This is a genomic window from Streptomyces sp. NPDC031121 (assembly GCF_055570615.1).
Genome location: NZ_JBVIGV010000012.1, coordinates 33,861 through 48,992 on the forward strand (window position 1 = coordinate 33,861; position 15,132 = coordinate 48,992).

Genomic DNA, 15,132 nt, shown 5'->3' on the forward strand with positions numbered 1-15,132 from the left:
GCTCACCGTCCGGTACGGAGGGTGAGCACGAGCGGGTGCCGGGACCGGGCGGCGATGCGCGGCGCCCGCGCCGGCCGGGCCGCTGTACGGGCCCACACCGCGAGGAGCACGGGCAGGGCCAGGTAGCCGAAGCGGCCTGCCGGGGCCAGCAGGAAGGCCAGCGCCAGGCCGAGCGCGAGGCGGTCCGCGGCCGCGGCGGCGGTGCGCGGAGGGCGGACCGCGAGCGAGGCGGCGACGGCGAGGCCGGCCAGGACGAGCAGGGCGGCGGCCAGGGCCCAGCCGCCGGGGAGGAGTTCGGCGAGCAGGCGGCCGGGGAGCGGGCTGCTCGCCGGGGTCGGCACCTCGGCCCGGCCGGTCGGGAAGAGGAACACCTGCCGCCACATCTCCCGCGGCTGGAGCAGCGCGGCCGGCAGCACCAGGGCGGCCGTGCCGGCGGCCGCCGCCAGGACACCGCCTACCGCCGTACGCCGTCCCGCGCGGGCGGCGAGCAGGGCCGCGGCGACGGCGACGGCGGGCAGTGCCGTCCACTTCAGGGCGCAGGCGGCGGCGAGGGCGGCCCCGGTGAGGGCGGGCCGTCCGGCGCCGGCCGCGGCGAGGGCGAGGCAGCACAGCCCGGCGAGCGGCAGGTCGATGCCGCTGACGGCGAGCGGCAGGGCCACGACCGGGGAGGCGGTCAGCACGGGCAGCCATGCGGAGCGGGAGGATCCGGCGAGCCGGGCGGCCCCCCACAGCGCGGCGAAGAAGGCGGCCGCGCACCAGATGCGGGGGTCACCGGCCCGGCCCAGCAGCGTGTGCGGGATGCCGAAGAGGGCCATGCCCGGCAGGTAGGGGGTGTACGCGTCGACCGTGGCGGGCCCGTCCACGTAGAGGCGGCCGGTGTCGAGCAGCAGTCGGCCGGAACGGGCGACGACCATGACCTCCGACTGCCCCTGCCCCGTCAGCACGAGCCAGGCGAGGGGGACGGCGACGGCTCCCACGAGGGCGGCGGCGACCGCGGCCCGCGGACTGCGGGCGGTCAGCGCGGCCGCGGCGAGGTAGCCGGCCGCGGCGCACGAGCCCCAGGTGCGGTGGGGTCCGAGGGCGGAGAAGAGCGGAAAGCACAGCGCCCAGGCGGCCGCGAGGAGCCAGAGCGCGGTGCGCGGGCCGGGGCATCCGGCGAGGCAGGGGATCATGGGCCCATTCCAGCGGCGCGGCCCCGGCCCGGTCTGCACGGTCAGGTCCCGGCTTCGCGGTCGGGTTTCCCCTACTGCCGCGGGTGCGCGGCCCCCGCCGGGCCCGGTGCGGCGGAGGGGCGCGGAAGACGCCGAGGGCGGCACCCTGTGCGGGTGCCGCCCTCGTGGAAGCCGGGTGCTCCGGGCCGTTGGGAGCCGGGCGCGCCGGGCCGTTGGGAGCCGGGCGCGCCGGGCCGTTGGGAGCCGGGCGCGCCGGGCCGTTGGGAGCCGGGCGCGCCGGGCCGTTGGGAGCCGGGTGCTCCGGGCCGTTGGGAGCCGGGTGCTCCGGGCCGTGGGGAGCCGAGCGCGCCGGGCCGTCAGGCCGCCTCTACGCCGCCGAACCGCTCCCGGTACGCCTCCAGGTCCTCCTCGGTGATCTTCGCGAAGAGCACCGGGGGAACGGTGAACGGGGTGCCGGCCGGGACCGCGTCCAGGGCCTTGGCGTGCTCCGGCGTGATCCACGCGGCGTTGTCGTCGGCCAGCCGGAACGCGGTGCGCATGGCGCGCGCCGACGCCGGGATGAACGGCTCGGAGACCACCGAGTAGAGGTGGATGAGGTTCATCGCGGTGCGCAGGGTGAGGGCCGCGCCCTCCGGGTCGGTCTTGATCTCCAGCCAGGGGGCCTTCTCCTCCAGGTAGGAGTTGCCGGCCGACCACAGGGCGCGGAGGGCGGCCGCGGCCTTGCGGAACTGGAGCGCGTCCATGTGGCCCTCGTACTCGGCCAGCAGTTCGGCGATCTGGGCGCCGAGCCGGGCCTCGGCCTCGCCGGCGTCCTTGCCCGCGGGGACGTCGTCGCCGAAGCGCTTGCGGGAGAAGGACAGCACGCGGTTGACGAAGTTGCCGAGGGTGTCCGCGAGGTCCTTGTTGACCGTGGCGGTGAAGTGCTCCCACGTGAAGGACGAGTCGTCGGACTCGGGAGCGTTGGCGATCAGGAAGTAGCGCCAGTAGTCGGCGGGGAGGATCTCCAGTGCCTGGTCGGTGAAGACGCCGCGCTTCTGCGAGGTGGAGAACTTGCCGCCGTAGTACGTCAGCCAGTTGAAGGCCTTGACGTAGTCGACCATCTTCCAGGGCTCGCGGACGCCGAGCTCGGTGGCGGGGAACATCACCGTGTGGAACGGGACGTTGTCCTTGGCCATGAACTGGGTGTAGCGGACGTCGGCGGCCTCGTACCACCACGACTTCCAGTCGCGGGCGGCCGGGTCGAGGTCAGCCCACTCCTTGGTGGAGCCGATGTACTCGACGGGCGCGTCGAACCAGACGTAGAAGACCTTGCCCTCGGCGGCGAGGTCCGGCCAGGTGTCCGCGGGGACCGGGACGCCCCAGTCGAGGTCGCGGGTGATGGCGCGGTCGTGCAGGCCCTCGGTCAGCCACTTGCGGGCGATGGAGGACGCCAGCTGCGGCCACTCCTCCTCGTGCTGGGCGACCCACTGCTCGACCTCGTGCTGGAGCTTGGACTGCAGCAGGAAGAGGTGCTTGGTCTCGCGGACCTCCAGGTCGGTGGAGCCGGAGATCGCCGAGCGGGGCCCGATGAGGTCGGTCGGGTCCAGGACGCGGGTGCAGTTCTCGCACTGGTCGCCGCGGGCCTTGTCGTAGCCGCAGTGCGGGCAGGTGCCCTCGACGTAGCGGTCGGGGAGGAAGCGGCCGTCCACCGGGGAGTACACCTGCCGGATGGCGCGCTCCTCGATGAAGCCGTTGGCGTGGAGCTGCCGGGCGAAGTGCTGGGTGATCTCGCGGTTCTGCTCGGAGGAGCTGCGCCCGAAGTAGTCGAAGGACAGCTCGAAGCCGTCGTAGACGGCCTTCTGCGCGTCGTGGGCCTGGGCGCAGAACTCGGCGACGGACAGGCCCGCCTCCTTGGCGGCGAGTTCGGCGGGGGTGCCGTGCTCGTCGGTGGCGCAGATGTAGAGGACGTCGTGGCCGCGCTGGCGGAGGTACCGGGCGTACACATCCGCGGGAAGCATCGACCCGACCATGTTGCCCAGGTGCTTGATCCCGTTGATGTAGGGAAGCGCGCTGGTGATCAGGTGTCGAGCCATCCTCGGATGCTCCATTTCATATATGCGGTTGCGACGTGCCGTGACGGATTGTGATCCGGTTCATCGTATCGAACCGCCGAAAGGGCACGCGCCCGCATTTCTCTCGGGTGGGCTTAATGCAAAAGCGAGGGAAGTGACCTCAGCGTCACGGCCCTCGCCATGGGGTCATGCTACAGGCGGAGGGGGGCGCGGCGGACCGCCGTCCGCGGGGCGGCGGCGGGGGTGCCGCCGGGTGGATCGGGCCGGAAGCGGAGGGCAGGGCGGCGTCCGGCATATGCGTACGTACCCGCTGGAGCCGGGTGCGGTCGAAAACCGTCAGCTACTGATCATCACCGAACGTAATGCTCCAGGTTCATCGTTCCGTGCCCCGGCGCACGCCTGCACTGCCAGTCTGAGCCGCGCACGCGGCATGAGGTGAGGTGGAGCGGTGAGCGATGGCGGACCAGAGGAGTCCGGTGGGGCCGTGGGACTGCCCAGCCGACGGCGGCGGCCCACGCCCATGAGCCAGTGGAACCCGACGGCGCGTTTGTCGTACTGGGCGTTCCACGCCAACCGGAGGCCCTCGTACATGCGCTTCGCGTACCTGCAGCTGGGCTCCGACGCGGCTGCCGAGGACGCGGTGGACGCGACGTTCGACTCGATCATGCACGAGTGGCTGCGGATGCTCCACATGGACCGGCTCGACGCCTACGCCTGGACGATCCTCAAACAGCGCCTCGTCGACTGCCGGCGGGCGCGCAGCACCGGACCGGAGCCCATGGACATCACGGCCTTCGAAGCAGCCCTCAAGGACGCCCAGGCCGACCGGTACGAAGTCCTGGCCGACACCATCCGCTTCTACTCCGCCGTCTCCCGCCTCGCCGAACGCCAGCGCGACGCCGTACTGCTGCGCTACGGCCTCCAGTGCACCCCCCGCGAGGCCGCGTCCGTGATGGGCGTCGACGAGGCCACCGTCCGCTCGCAGCTCGGCCAGGCGCACCGGCGGCTCGCCCGCCTGCTCGACGCCTCCGCCGGATCATGACGCGGGGCGAGCAGGGGCAGCCGTACGGCGACGACACCGCCCGCCGCCCGCTGGCGGACTTCCTGGCCCGGGCGGGCGTCCGCGACCGCTACCCCCACTACGACCTCGGCGCCGCCGAAGCCCGCCTGCTGCGCACCGCCCGCCGCAAGGGCGCGGCCCCGCCCCCCCGGCGCCATGCGTACGGCTGGAGCGACCCCGGCAAGGACCGCCCGCTGGACGCCGAGCGGGCCCGGCGCGACCTCAAGGCCGCCTGCCTGGAGGCCGTCTGCTCCCCGCACGCCGGGGCGCAGCTGGCATCGTTCCTGCGGACGGCGCACACCGACCTGGCCGGCGCAGCCGTCTTCGGCTGCCTGCTGCACCTGGCCGGGCTGCGCGACGGGGCCCGGTTCTGGTGGCAGTACGCGGCCGGCTCCGGGCGGTCGGGGACGGCGCCCGCCGCGTACTGTCTGTTCCTCGACCACTCCCGGCGCGGCGAGCACCACGACGCCGGGGTGTGGGCGCGCGAACTCATCCGGCGCGGCTTCCGGCCCGGCGGCCGGCGGGACCTGCGCGAGGTCAGGCTGTGCGCGCAGGCGGCCGTGCTGCGCCACGTCGACCAGCGCGACGACCCCGACCTGGGGCCGGTGCCGCTGCCGCGGCCGGGGCTGCCGGGCGTGCTGGAGGTGTTCCGGGCGCCGCTCCCGGCGGCGGACGGCGCGGACGGCCCGGCCGGGGGCGGCGGGGGCGGCGGGAGCGCGGCCGCGAGTCCGGCGGAGGTTCCGGCCGGGGGCGGGTCCGTCCCGGGCCGGGGCGGCTCCGCCCCGGGCGGCGGTGCGAGCGGTGCCACGGGCACGGGCACGGGGAGTACGGGTACGGGCGACGCGCTCGCCGAGGCGCGGCGCGCCCTGGCCGTCGTACGGGTACTGGAGAAGCACCCGCTGGGCGTACGGGCCTCCCAGCTCGCCCGGGAGGCCGCCCTCACGGAGCCGGTGCTCGCCCCGCTGCTCGCGATGCTCTGCGAGGAGGAGTACGCGTACCGGCCGGGCGCGGGCGTGTACGCGCGGGGGCCCGCCCTGGACCGGCTCGCCGCTCCCGGCACCGGCGGGCTGGCGGGGCAGCTGCAGCGCACGCTGTCGCTGGCGCGGGACAGCGCCGGAGCGGCCGTCTACCTGAGCCGGTACGCCGACGGCGAAGTCAGGATCACCCAGATGGCCGACGGGCCGGCCGCGCCGCCGGTGCGGGAGTGGGTGGACTTCACGGCGGCCGCGCACGCCAGCGCCGTCGGCAAATGCCTGCTGACGCAACTGGACTCCGACGGGCGGCGCGACCACGTCGCCCGGCACCGGCCGGCCCGGCTCACCCCGCGGACAATCACCGACAGCCGGGTGCTGTTCTCCGCGCTGGACGCGGTCGCGCCCGGGGCGCCCGTCTTCGACCTGCGCGAGTACTCGCCGGGAGTGGTGTGCTCGGCCGTGCCCCTCGCGACCGGCGCGGCCGCCGCGGGCAGCCTCGCGCTGTCGCTGCCCGCGGCGCACGCGCACCGCCTGCACGAGGCCACCGCGGCGCTGCGCCGCAAGGCCGTACCGGTCCTGCTGGCCCTGCTGCTGGCCGGCGCCATCCCACCGGACGCGCCGGCCGGCGGCGACGGCGCGGACCCGGCGGGCGGGGACCCGCCAGCGGACGTGCCGGAGCCGGGCCGGGCCGGATGGGCCGGCCCGCCCTGGGACACCGGCCGGGCCTGCGGGCGTACGGCGCACCCCGGGCGGGCCTGCGGCGGCGGGCGGGGCGGCCCCGGCCCGGAGCGCGCCGCGGCGCCGCAGCCCACCCGGGTCACAGCGGAAACGCTGCGGCACCTGCGCAGCCTCTTCCGCACACCGCTGGTCGGGGCCACCGCGGCCGGGGCTGCCGGACCCCACCTGGTCAGCGACCCCGCAGCGGAGGCGGCCTACCTGTTCGAGGCCGGACCGGACGGAGGGCCGCCGCGCCTGGCCCTGCCCCGCACGTTCGCCCCGCTGACCCCGGGCAGCCTGCGGACGCGCGACGGGTTGGTGGTACTGGGCACCTGAGACGCGGCTGCGGGGCGGGGGCGCGCGTCCGCCGGCCCGGCGGACGCCCCCGCCGCGGGCCCGCCGGGCCGTGGGCGCCCCGGGGCCGCGGGCGCTCGGGCCGCCGGGCGTCCGGCGTCCGTGTAGCCGGACGGCGCCGCGGTCCGGCTGTCGGGGCCGCTCGTCCGGGCCGCAGCCGGCGCGCGGATGCGTACCGGCGGGGCGCACCCGCATGCCGCGGCGCGTACGTGATCCCGCGCGCCCCTCACCCCGCCCGCGTCAGCCGGTCCGCGCCGGACAGCACCGCCGCGGCCAGGGCCTCCGCGGCCGCCGGCACCCGCGGCCCGCGGAGCAGGGCAAACTCCACCGGGCCCAGGTCGGGCAGTCCCGGCACGCGGACGAGGCCCGGCGGAACCAGCCCCCGCGCGTGCGCCATCACGCCCAGCCCGGCGCGCGCCGCGGCGACCAGGCCGCTCAGGCTGCCGCTCGTACAGGCGATGCGCCAGGCCCGGCCGTCCCGCTCCAGCACCTCCAGCGCCCGCGCCCGGGTGATCCCCGGCGGCGGGAACACGATCAGCGGCACCGGCCGCTCGGGGTCCACGCGGAGCCCCTCGGCGCCGATCCACACCATCCGGTCCCGCCACACCAGCCGGCCCCGCTCGTCCCCCGGGCCGCGCCGCTTCGCCAGGACCAGGTCCAGGCGGCCCTCGTCCAGCCGCTCGTGGAGCGTCCCCGACAACTCCACCGACAGCTCCAAATCGACCTCGGGGTGCTGGTGCCGGAACGCCTCCAGGATCTCCGGCAGCCGGGTCAGGACGAAGTCCTCCGACGCCCCGAACCGCAGCCGGCCCCGCAGCCGGGTGCCGGTGAACCAGGCCGCCGCCCGCTCGTGCGCCTCCAGGATGGTCCGCGCGAAGCCGAGCATCGCCTCGCCGTCCTCGGTCAGCTCCACGCGGTGCGTGTCCCGCAGGAACAGCGGCCGGCCCGTCGCCACCTCGAGCCGCCGCACGTGCTGGCTCACCGTGGACTGCCGCACGCCCAGCCGGCCGGCCGCCTGGGTGAAGCTCAGCGTCTGGGCCACCGTGAGGAAGGTGCGCAGGTGCGACGGGTCGTACATGGCGCCCATCGTCCCACTGCCATCGCGTTCCGCGATGGCAGTCAGTGCGGTGTACGGGTTTCCCGATGAGCGCCGCGCGGCCACGATGTGGGGGAAGCTGCCGGCGCCCCCGGCCGCCCCGCCTACCGCAAGTGAGCCCCCGCCCATGCCCCGCCGCCTCGGACTGCCCGCCCGGCTGCCGCTGGACCCGTTCGTACCGGCCCTGCTGGCCACCGTCGCCCTGGCCGCCCTGTTCCCCGCCCGCGGTACGGCCGCGGCGCTCGCAGAGGGTGCGGCGACGGCCGCCGTCGCGCTGCTGTTCTTCCTCTACGGGGCGCGGCTGTCCACCCGGGAGGCCCTGGACGGGCTGCGCCACTGGCGGCTCCATCTGACCGTGCTGGCCTGCACCTTCGTGTTGTTCCCGGTGCTGGGGCTGGCCGCCCGCGGGCTGGTGCCGGGGGTGCTGACGCCGCCGCTGTACGGGGGGCTGCTGTTCCTGTGCGCGGTGCCGTCCACCATCCAGTCGTCGATCGCGTTCACGTCGATCGCCCGGGGGAACGTGCCCGCGGCGATCTGCGCGGGCTCCTTCTCCAGCCTCGCCGGGATGGTCGTCACGCCGCTGCTGGCCGCCGTGCTGGTCGGCGGCGCCGTGGGCGGGTTCTCCGCGGACGCGCTGGTGCGGATCGCGCTGCAGCTGCTCGTGCCATTCCTGCTCGGGCAGGCCCTGCGCCCGCGGATCGGCGGCTTCGCCACCCGCCACCGGGCGGCCCTCGGGCTCGTGGACCGCGGGTCGATACTGCTGGTGGTGTACGCGGCGTTCAGCGCAGGCGTCGCCGCGGGGATCTGGCAGCGCGTGGGGGTCGCGCGGCTGGGGGCGCTGCTCGGGGTGGAGGCGGTACTGCTGGCGGTCATGCTGCTGGTGACCTGGTACGGGGCGAAGCGGCTCGGGTTCGGCCGGGCCGACCGGATCGCGATCCAGTTCGCCGGGTCGAAGAAGAGCCTGGCGGCGGGGCTGCCCATGGCAAGCGTGCTGTTCGGGGCGCAGGCGAGCCTGGCGGTGCTGCCGTTGATGCTGTTCCATCAGATGCAGCTGATGGTGTGCGCGGTGCTGGCGCGCCGCCGCGCCGGGGACCCGGAGGCGGCGGAGGTCGGCGCCACCGCCGCGGGTGCGGCCGCCGGTGCGCGCCCGTGAAGGGGCCGCCGGGGGTGTGGCGGAGGTCTCCCCCGGCTGCGGACGCCCTTGCGGGCAGGGCCCGTTAACGTTCGGTGGTGACCTGGATACGCCCGCTCGGCGCCCGCGCCGAACGCCCCTGCACCCTCGTCGTCTGCCGCGGCTGCTGCTGTGGGGACCCGCGCAAGAACCCGGGAACCGACCACGCCGGCCAGCTGGCGCGGCTCCAGGAGGCGGCCGCGGCCTCGGACGGCCGTATCGCCGTACGGACCAGCGACTGCCTGGGCCCGTGCGCGCAGGCCAACGTGGTCGTGGTCCAGCCGACGACCGAGGCGCGGCGGCGGGGCGCCCGCGCGGCGTGGTTCGGGTGGGCGCTGGACGACACCGCGACGGACGAGGTCATCGCCTGGGCGGAGGCGGGCGGTCCCGGCGTGGCCCCGCTGCCCGCGACGCTGGACCTGCACCGCATCGAGCCGCCCGAGCCGAAGGCGCCGGACGGCGGCCGGGCCGGCGCCTCCAAAGCCAGGGGCGGCAGGGCGCGGCGGGGCCGCTAGGGGGTGTGGCAACAGTCCCGCACGGCGCCCGCTGCGCCCGGCACGCACTCCCGCCGTACCGGCCGAAGCCCCGAGTACGCCCGGTACGAGGGCCTTCGCCCGGCACGCCGACAGCACGCACCGTGCACCGCAAGCACCGCGGGCACCGCACAGGACGTTCCCAACACCCCCTACTAGCCGACCTCGGCGGGAAGCTCGATGCGCTCCTCACCCGCGTAGATGTTCATGTCCCCTCCGCGCAGGAAGCCGATCAGGGTGAGCCCCGCCTCCTGGGCGAGGTCGACGGCCAGCGAGGAGGGCGCCGAGACGGCCGCGAGGACGGGGATGCCGGCCATGACGGCCTTCTGGGCGAGTTCGAAGGAGGCCCGGCCGGAAACGAGCAGCACCGATCCCGCAAGCGGCAGCCGCCCGGCCTGCACGGCCCGGCCGATGATCTTGTCGACGGCGTTGTGCCGGCCGACGTCCTCGCGGATGTCGAGCAGCTCGCCGGTCGCGGAGAACAGGCCGGCGGCATGGAGCCCGCCGGTGCGGTCGAAGACCTTCTGGGCGGCGCGCAGCCGGTCGGGCAGCTCGCCGACGAGGCCGACGGGGAGGCGTACGGGGTCGGCGGCGGGCGGGAAGCGGGTCGCGGTGCGGACGGCGTCGAGACTGGCCTTGCCGCACAGGCCGCAGGAGGACGTCGTGTACACGTTCCGTTCGAGCGTGATGTCCGGCAGGGCGACGCCCGGGGCGAGCTGCACGTTGACGACGTTGTAGGTGTTGGAGCCGTCCTCGGCGGCGCCCTCGCAGTACGTGACGGCCCGCACGTCGTCCGCGGAGCCCACGACTGCCTCGCTGACGAGGAAGCCGACGGCGAGGGCGAAGTCGTCGCCCGGGGTGCGCATGGTGATCGCGAGCGGCTTGCCGTTCAGGCGGATCTCCAGCGGCTCCTCCGCGACGAGCGTGTCGGGCCGGGTGCCGGCGACTCCGCCCCGGACCCTGACGACGCGGCGGCGCTCGGTGACCCGTCCCATGGTGTTCAGCCCGCCCGTCCTCGCCGCGTCCGTGCACTCCGTCGCACACCTGTCGGGCCCATTGTCCCGGATCGGGCGGAGGCTGCGGAATCTCCAAATTCCCGGGCGGTAATCCTGTCGGAACCCTCGCACCCGTACCGACCGGTAGCCGGTCAAGCTGGGTGATCCTGACTGCCGTACGAGGGGGATTAGCGCCCATGACCGGTTCACGCGTAGTGGCGCTGGGGCACTACCAGCCTGCCGGAGTGCTCACGAATGAGGACCTGGCGGCCATGGTCGACACCAGCGACGAGTGGATCCGCTCGCGCGTCGGCATCACGACCCGGCACATAGCGGGGGACGACGAGCCGGTGGACGAGCTGGCCTTCCACGCCGCGGGCAAGGCCCTCGCCGGCGCCGGCCTCGTCCCGGACGACATCGACCTCGTCCTGGTCGCCACGTCCACGGCGATCGACCGCTCCCCGAACACGGCCGCGCGGGTCGCGGCCAAGCTGGGGATGAGCGGCGCTCCCGCGCTGATGGACATCAACGTGGTCTGCTCGGGCTTCACACACGCCCTGGCGACGGCGGACCACGCGATCCGCGCCGGATCCGCGAGGCGCGCCCTCGTGATCGGCGCCGACAAGATGACCGCGATCACCGACTGGACCGACCGCACCACCTGCGTCCTGACGGGCGACGGGGCGGGCGCCGCCGTCGTCGAGGCGAGCCCGGAGCCCGGCATCGGCCCGGTGCTGTGGGGCTCCGTCCCGGAGATGGGCCACGCGGTCCGCATCGAGGGCACTCCCCCGGTCTTCGCGCAGGAGGGCCAGGCGGTGTACCGCTGGACGACGGGCCGACTGCCCGCGCTGGCCCGCGAGGTGTGCGAGAAGTCGGGGATCACCCCGGAGGACCTGGCGGGCGTGGTGCTCCACCAGGCCAACCTGCGGATCATCGAGCCCCTGGCCCGGAAGATCGGCGCGGTGAACGCGGTCGTCGCCCGGGACGTCGTCGACTCGGGGAACACCTCGGCGGCCAGCATCCCGATGGCGCTGTCGAAGCTGGTGCAGCGCGGCGAGATCCCGTCGGGCGCCCCGGTCCTCCTCTTCGGCTTCGGCGGCAACCTCTCGTACGCGGGCCAGGTCATCGCCTGCCCCTGACACCCCCGCCCCGGCGGCATGCCCGCAGGTCAGCGAGCACCCCACCGCCGAATACCTGGTCGGAACCACGCCGAACTGCTGCTATTGTTGTCCATGTCGCCGCGGGAAACCGGGGCGGTCACCTGGTCCGGGTGGCGGAATGGCAGACGCGCTAGCTTGAGGTGCTAGTGCCCTTTATCGGGCGTGGGGGTTCAAGTCCCCCCTCGGACACCGACAAGAAGACCCCTGTTTCGGCAGGGGTCTTCTTCGTTTTTCGAGAAGACTGCGGCGTCGTCATCCCATCCACATGTCCTGCCGATGGAAGTTCCTGCAACGGGCGGGCGGGTACGGATAGCCTGGCGCCGTTCACGGACGGTGATTCTCGGGGGGAGCCACCATGCCCATCAGGCCGCAGTACAGGCGGGTGTCCGCCCTGCAGCGCGACTTCTTCGACCGCGAGGGACTCCTCGCCGCCTACGAAGAGGAATTACGCGGCATCGGCGCAGGTCCGCGGATCCTCAACGTGGTCGGAGTCGGTGGCATCGGCAAGTCCCGACTCCTCCAGGAACTCCGCAACCGCACCCCCGACAGCCACCGCACCGCGCGCCTCGACCTGCAGCTGCCGACGATGCGGCAGCAGGAGGACGCGCTCGCCGTGCTCCGCATGGAGTTCGGGGCGCAGGGAGTGCGGTTCGACCGCTTCGACATCGCGTACGCGGTGCTCTGGCAGCGGGTGCACCCGCAATTGCAGATGAACCGGAGGAACACTCCGTTCGCCGAGGAGAGCGACGTCCTCTCGAAGATCCTCGACGACGCGATGGGCCTGCCGGTGTTCGGAACGGCGGCCGGCCTCGTACGGCTGACCGGCCGGGCGATCAAGAACCGGCAGCGCAGGCAGCAGATCCAGGCGGACCCGACCCTCCACGAACTGGACGATCTGAGCAACGCCGAACTGGGACACGCCGTCTGCTACCTGTTCGCCGAGGAGCTGCGGAACTCGGCCTCGGAGCGGCCCTACGTGGTGTACGTCGACGCGTACGAGGCCCTCGTGCCGGCCCCGCTGCCCGGCGGTCGCAACTTCGTGGCCGACGCGTGGCTGCGGGACCTGCTCGGCCAGCTCCACGGCGGCCTGACCGTGCTGGCCAGCCGGGAGCCGCTGCGCTGGGCGGCGTACGACGAGGACTGGGCGACGGTGATCCGGCGCGCCGAACTCGACGGGCTGCCCATGTCCGCGCGGCTGGACCTGCTCGCACAGGCGGGCATCACCGAGATCCCCCGCCAGCGGTCCATCGCGGAGGCGAGCGCGGGTGTCCCGTTCTACCTCCACCTGGCCGTCGACACCCACCTTCAGAACCCGACGCGGTCGGGGCACGCGGGCACATCGGAGGAGATCGTCCAGCGGTTCCTCCAGCACGTGGCGGCGGACGAGGTGCGCATTCTCGAGCTGCTCAGCACGGCGAGGACGTTCGACCTGAACGTGTTCCAGGCCGTGGGACGGGCCTTCGACCTGCCGGCGAACCTGCTGACCTGGGAGTCGCTGACCGCGTACTCCTTCGCCTACCCGCTCCCGGACGGCTGGTACCGGCTCCACCAGCTGATGATCGGCGCACTGCAGCGCCACTTGTCGCCGACCGTGCAGCGCAAGGTCCACCGGGAACTGCGGCTCCACTGGGAGGCACTCGCCCGTGAGATGGAGGGCGGGGATCTGCGGACTGCCAGCACGGCCCGTATCTCGCCGCTCCGGGAGGCCGTCTACCACGGTCTGCACGGCGGGGGCATCACCCCGGACGACATCCCCCGGCACGCCGACAGGGCGGTCGCCCTGAACGGCCGGCAGGCGGTCGACGGCATCGTCAAGGACCTGCGCGAGTACCTGGCCGTGCCGGTCGGCCCCGGCGACAGGGACGACCGGCATGCCGCGCTCCGCGATGTCGCCGACTGCCTGGACGCGGAGTCTAGGCTCGAACTCGGCGACACCGCGGGAGCCATCGCACTCACCCCGGGCCTGGACCGCCCGGTTCGGACGCTCGTCGGCGCGCGGCTCGCCCTCGCGGGTGCCAATGCCCGGCGGATCGCCGGGGAGAGCAGCCTCGCCGCGACGATCTTCGAGCGGGTCTGGACCGAGCACGGCGGCGAAGCGCGCGCGACTGCCGGCTTCTGCGTCGCGGACCTCCGCATGTGGCAGGGCGACTTCCAGGGAGCCTTCGCGCTCGCCGACGAGGTGTACGGGCTGTGCGCGGCAGGAGACGCAGTCGTCCGAGGAGACTTGAAGCGGCTGATGCACCTGGGGCACCGCTTCCTGATGGACTTCGAGAGCGCGACGCGGCTGCTGGCCGAGGCGGAGGCGGAGTACCGGCAGGCCGAGGCCGTGGTGGGGCTGGCCAACGTCCGGACCAACCGGGCCGAGCTGTGGGCGTTCACCTCCCCCGGCGATGCCGTGGCCGAAGCGGCTGCGGCCCTCACCGTGCAGAGGGACCTCGGGGCCCAGCACGAGATCGGGAAGGCCTACACGGCCATGGCCATGGCCCAGACGCGACTGGGTCAGTACGAGAGGGCCGCTTCGTCGTTCGACAGCGCCGAAGCGGCGCTGGACAGAGCAGGCTACCGCTCCGGCCGGGCCAGGGCGGCCATGTTCCGGGCCTTCCTGCATTGGCGGCGGGGGGACCGGGAGGGTACGGAGCGCCTCCTGGTGCATGCGGCACGGGAGTTCGAGGAGTGCCAGGTGTATCCCTCGCTGATCCTGGCGATCGACCGCGCCGCCGGCCTGATCGGCGTCTCCGACCCGGAACTCGCCGCGGCAGCGGACCGGGCGCGCCCCGCTGTTCGGCCGCCGGGAGGCCTGGCCGCGCTGCAGCGGCGAACAGAGGCGGTACTGTCTGCTTTCCTCGAGGTGGCCGGATGAACTGGATGGACCTCTACGGGAAGGCACTGCGGTCGGGCGACGCTGCTGCCGGCTACTACAACCGCAACATCGGGGTGCGTGCCGCCGAAGGGCGGGTCAACGTCCGGATCCCGATCGAGGCGGCGGACATCATGGATGTCCGCGTGTGGCGGGAGGAGGAGGTGCTGGCCTGCATCGGTCCGTACGTGGGCCACGCGCCGGAGCTTCGCCACACCTGCGGCAACCCGCGTTTCCAGGTTCACCGTTTCATCGAGGGCCGGGTGCTGGACAGGTTCTCGCCCCGGGGCAGCGCGGTCCCCGACCACGTGCTGGGGGATGTCGTGGGACTGATGGAGCAGTTGGCCCGCATCCCGGGCGAGCAGGCCCCCGCCCTTCCCGACGACTGGCCGGAGTCCGGTGACGGCCCAGGCTTCGGGCGCCTCCTCACGAGGCTCACCCAGGAGGTCTACGACGCGCACAAGGAGGCGTACGGAGCGGTGTTCGCCGACTTCGGCATCCCCGACGAACCGCTGGCCGTCATCGAGCCGCGGTGGGAGGGGCTGGCCTCCCGCCCCTTCGCCGTGCTCCACTCCGACCTGCACCGAAAGAACATGATCGTCGCTCAGGGGGCGACCTGGTTCCTGGACTGGGAGCTGGCGCTGTGGGGGGACCCGGTGTACGAGATCGGCATCCACTTCCACAAGATGGACTACCCCGCCGCTCAACAGGCGGAGGTGCTCCGGCAGTGGCACAGCCGGCTGCCCCGTCCCTACACCCGCGGGTCGGACGCGGATCTGGACCTGTACGTGGCGCACGAGCGGATCAAGTCCGCCATCGTGGACACGATCCGCTACTCGAAGCAGCTCGCAGGCGTCGGCCAGGCCGGACGTGACTTCCTGATGGGGCGGCTGGCCTGCAAGGTGAACGCGGCGCGGGAGGTGTGGGGGCTGCCACCGGACATCACTCCCGGGCTCGTGACTCGGGCCCTCGCAGCGTGGGTGGGGAACTAG

At 74.2% G+C, this 15,132-nt stretch carries 10 protein-coding genes, 1 tRNA gene and 1 pseudogene; 8 read left to right on the plus strand and 4 right to left on the minus strand.

Annotation, left to right across the window (positions count from 1 at the left end; all coding sequences use genetic code 11):
• Window positions 1-2 precede the first annotated feature (2 nt).
• Window positions 3-1,172: a glycosyltransferase 87 family protein gene (locus tag ACZ462_RS22880; RefSeq protein WP_467804745.1), complete on the minus strand. Its 1,170-nt coding sequence runs from the start codon at window positions 1,170-1,172 to the stop codon at window positions 3-5.
• Between the two features lie 356 nt (window positions 1,173-1,528).
• Window positions 1,529-3,244 carry a methionine--tRNA ligase gene (metG, locus tag ACZ462_RS22885; protein ID WP_467804744.1) on the minus strand — a complete coding sequence of 572 codons (1,716 nt, stop codon included), beginning with the start codon at window positions 3,242-3,244 and terminating at the stop codon, window positions 1,529-1,531.
• Between the two features lie 499 nt (window positions 3,245-3,743).
• Between metG and ACZ462_RS22890 the strand changes: the two genes are divergently transcribed.
• On the plus strand, window positions 3,744-4,265 hold the full coding sequence (locus ACZ462_RS22890; protein ID WP_467804742.1) for a sigma-70 family RNA polymerase sigma factor: 522 nt from the start codon (window positions 3,744-3,746) through the stop codon (window positions 4,263-4,265).
• 884 nt (window positions 4,266-5,149) lie between these two features.
• A pseudogene (locus ACZ462_RS22895) lies at window positions 5,150-5,851 on the plus strand (IclR family transcriptional regulator domain-containing protein); the annotation flags it as partial.
• 703 nt (window positions 5,852-6,554) lie between these two features.
• On the opposite strand, the gene ACZ462_RS22900 reads toward ACZ462_RS22895, so the two are convergent.
• Window positions 6,555-7,406 carry a LysR substrate-binding domain-containing protein gene (locus ACZ462_RS22900; protein WP_467804741.1) on the minus strand — a complete coding sequence of 284 codons (852 nt, stop codon included), beginning with the start codon at window positions 7,404-7,406 and terminating at the stop codon, window positions 6,555-6,557.
• Between the two features lie 145 nt (window positions 7,407-7,551).
• On the opposite strand from ACZ462_RS22900, the gene ACZ462_RS22905 reads away from it, so the two are divergent.
• Both ACZ462_RS22905 and ACZ462_RS22910 read left to right on the plus strand, forming a co-directional pair.
• The gene (locus ACZ462_RS22905; protein WP_467804740.1) at window positions 7,552-8,577 is read left to right on the plus strand and encodes a bile acid:sodium symporter family protein; all 1,026 of its coding nucleotides are present in this window, start codon (window positions 7,552-7,554) and stop codon (window positions 8,575-8,577) included.
• Between the two features lie 77 nt (window positions 8,578-8,654).
• Window positions 8,655-9,110 carry a (2Fe-2S) ferredoxin domain-containing protein gene (locus tag ACZ462_RS22910; RefSeq protein ID WP_467804739.1) on the plus strand — a complete coding sequence of 152 codons (456 nt, stop codon included), beginning with the start codon at window positions 8,655-8,657 and terminating at the stop codon, window positions 9,108-9,110.
• 173 nt (window positions 9,111-9,283) lie between these two features.
• Here the strand turns inward: ACZ462_RS22910 and fdhD are convergent, their stop codons facing one another.
• A complete protein-coding gene (fdhD, locus tag ACZ462_RS22915) occupies window positions 9,284-10,123 on the minus strand; it encodes a formate dehydrogenase accessory sulfurtransferase FdhD (RefSeq protein ID WP_467804737.1) in 840 nt (279 codons plus the stop codon).
• 197 nt (window positions 10,124-10,320) lie between these two features.
• Between fdhD and ACZ462_RS22920 the strand changes: the two genes are divergently transcribed.
• The 4 genes from ACZ462_RS22920 to ACZ462_RS22935 all read left to right on the plus strand — a co-directional run bounded on the left by ACZ462_RS22920 (window position 10,321) and on the right by ACZ462_RS22935 (window position 15,132).
• Window positions 10,321-11,262 carry a beta-ketoacyl-ACP synthase III gene (locus tag ACZ462_RS22920; protein ID WP_467804736.1) on the plus strand — a complete coding sequence of 314 codons (942 nt, stop codon included), beginning with the start codon at window positions 10,321-10,323 and terminating at the stop codon, window positions 11,260-11,262.
• Window positions 11,263-11,387: 125 nt separating this feature from the next.
• A tRNA-Leu gene (locus ACZ462_RS22925) sits at window positions 11,388-11,472 on the plus strand.
• Between the two features lie 166 nt (window positions 11,473-11,638).
• Window positions 11,639-14,143 carry a hypothetical protein gene (locus tag ACZ462_RS22930; RefSeq protein WP_467804735.1) on the plus strand — a complete coding sequence of 835 codons (2,505 nt, stop codon included), beginning with the start codon at window positions 11,639-11,641 and terminating at the stop codon, window positions 14,141-14,143.
• On the plus strand, window positions 14,140-15,132 hold the full coding sequence (locus ACZ462_RS22935; protein ID WP_467804733.1) for a phosphotransferase family protein: 993 nt from the start codon (window positions 14,140-14,142) through the stop codon (window positions 15,130-15,132). The genes ACZ462_RS22930 and ACZ462_RS22935 overlap by 4 nt, the downstream gene beginning before the upstream one ends.

Excerpts from the sequence above, each read along its gene's own strand:
- ACZ462_RS22880 (WP_467804745.1), bottom strand. The coding sequence starts at position 1,172 with ATGATCCCCTGCCTCGCCGGATGCCCCGGCCCGCGCACCGCGCTCTGG.
- metG (WP_467804744.1), bottom strand. The coding sequence starts at position 3,244 with ATGGCTCGACACCTGATCACCAGCGCGCTTCCCTACATCAACGGGATC.
- ACZ462_RS22890 (WP_467804742.1), top strand. The coding sequence starts at position 3,744 with ATGAGCCAGTGGAACCCGACGGCGCGTTTGTCGTACTGGGCGTTCCAC.
- ACZ462_RS22900 (WP_467804741.1), bottom strand. The coding sequence starts at position 7,406 with ATGTACGACCCGTCGCACCTGCGCACCTTCCTCACGGTGGCCCAGACG.
- ACZ462_RS22905 (WP_467804740.1), top strand. The coding sequence starts at position 7,552 with ATGCCCCGCCGCCTCGGACTGCCCGCCCGGCTGCCGCTGGACCCGTTC.
- fdhD (WP_467804737.1), bottom strand. The coding sequence starts at position 10,123 with ATGGGACGGGTCACCGAGCGCCGCCGCGTCGTCAGGGTCCGGGGCGGA.
- ACZ462_RS22920 (WP_467804736.1), top strand. The coding sequence starts at position 10,321 with ATGACCGGTTCACGCGTAGTGGCGCTGGGGCACTACCAGCCTGCCGGA.
- ACZ462_RS22930 (WP_467804735.1), top strand. The coding sequence starts at position 11,639 with ATGCCCATCAGGCCGCAGTACAGGCGGGTGTCCGCCCTGCAGCGCGAC.
- ACZ462_RS22935 (WP_467804733.1), top strand. The coding sequence starts at position 14,140 with ATGAACTGGATGGACCTCTACGGGAAGGCACTGCGGTCGGGCGACGCT.